The following is a 1,428-nucleotide window of genomic DNA, read 5'->3' as shown; positions in this document are numbered from 1 at the left end:
CAAGGCTGGAACATCTAACTGCTGTCGGATTACGCGGCGCTAATCCGACCTACGCTTGTCATTATGGGTTGCGTTAAATCAAACTGCCGTAACCTTCTTGATAAGTTGGGTATTTAAACTCGTAACCGCTGGCGCGGATTTTGGCGTTGGATAAACGTTTATTGCTGCGCATGGTGCGGCTATTTTCGGTGGGTTCGGTGTGTTCAATGTAACCGACACTCAATTGTTCGGCTAACCATTCATACACTTCACACGACTGGGTGGGTTGGTTGTCTACGCCAATATACAGCGCATCGGTTTTATCCAAACTCATCAAATGTTTAAAAATGCCCACACAATCGTCGGTATGAATACGATTGCTGTAAACGTCTTCCATGCAATGCGCCTTACCTTTCATCACCAAATCGATAATGTGGGTGCGCCCTGGGCCATAAATGCCGCCAAATCGCACCACCGTGGCCGGAAAGCCAGAGTTTAACGCGAGGGTTTCGCCTTCTAATAAACGGCGGCTTGAAAAGTTGTGGCCTTCCGCCAAGCTGTCTTCGGTCACCCATTCGCCTTCATTTTGGCCAAAGACCGAGGTGCTGGAGGTAAAAAACAAGTGTTTGAGTTTTTGGCCTTTTAAGGCCTGCAATAGGTTTTTTAAACCCGCCACATAAGCTTGATAATAAGCAAAGTCGTTGTATTTACCAGCCGCCGCGGTATAAAACACCGTGTCCAAATGGCTTGGCAATTCTAACGCCTCACTGGTTAAGTCGGCGCTAATCGCGATCATGGGATCGGGAATTTTGTCGCCATCTCGGCGTAAACCATAAACTTGGTGGCCGTCCGCCGCCAGTTCGAGCCCTAAACGACAACCTATGTCACCACAGCCAGCAATGAGTATTTTCGCCATAACGTCCCTATAAAAAAGTGAGGGTGGATTTTGGGTGTAGTATGCACAAGTTTGCATCAATAGAAAAGGTGTCGCGACAAATTTTCATAGGAAATTTTTAGGCTTGCAGTAAGGGGATAAGATGGGCGAAAGCTAAAAACAAAAAAGCCAGACAATGTCTGGCTAAAGCTCTATTAGGAGGAAAACAGCGCGTGCCGAAGCACGCGTGTGTTGCGGGGTTTTTTAGAAGTTCATACGCAATGACACGGTATAACCGATTTGCGAGTGTTTAACTTCGTGTTCTGTAGCTCCAGGCACTGGTGCACCCATTTGAGTAGCTATCCCAGCAGATACCGCACTTGTATCTACGCTTTTACTAACTTCAGGGGCGTAAACTATTGCCCCTTCTAAGGTCATGCGATTAGTTAACTCATATCCCCCACCAAAGGTGAAATGAGTTTCTACGATACCAGGAAAGAAATGGTTGTTGAATAAATCCGTTGCTTGTCCTGCATAAGTACCATCGTCAACTTTTTTGATTGGATCTTCAGCGT

At 46.4% G+C, this 1,428-nt stretch carries 1 protein-coding gene and 1 pseudogene; both read right to left on the bottom strand.

The window, feature by feature from the left end; all coding sequences use genetic code 11:
• Window positions 1-73 precede the first annotated feature (73 nt).
• Window positions 74-895, bottom strand: coding sequence for an SDR family oxidoreductase (locus IBX48_RS10555; protein WP_296834393.1), 822 nt, complete (start codon window positions 893-895; stop codon window positions 74-76).
• 222 nt (window positions 896-1,117) lie between these two features.
• Window positions 1,118-1,428: pseudogene (locus IBX48_RS10550) on the bottom strand (aromatic hydrocarbon degradation protein); the annotation flags it as partial.

It is taken from the genome of Thiomicrospira sp. (genome assembly GCF_014859555.1).
GTDB lineage: Bacteria > Pseudomonadota > Gammaproteobacteria > Thiomicrospirales > Thiomicrospiraceae > Thiomicrospira.
Note: the sequence above shows the minus strand (reverse complement) of the source record. Positions and strands in the feature narration are given on the sequence as shown.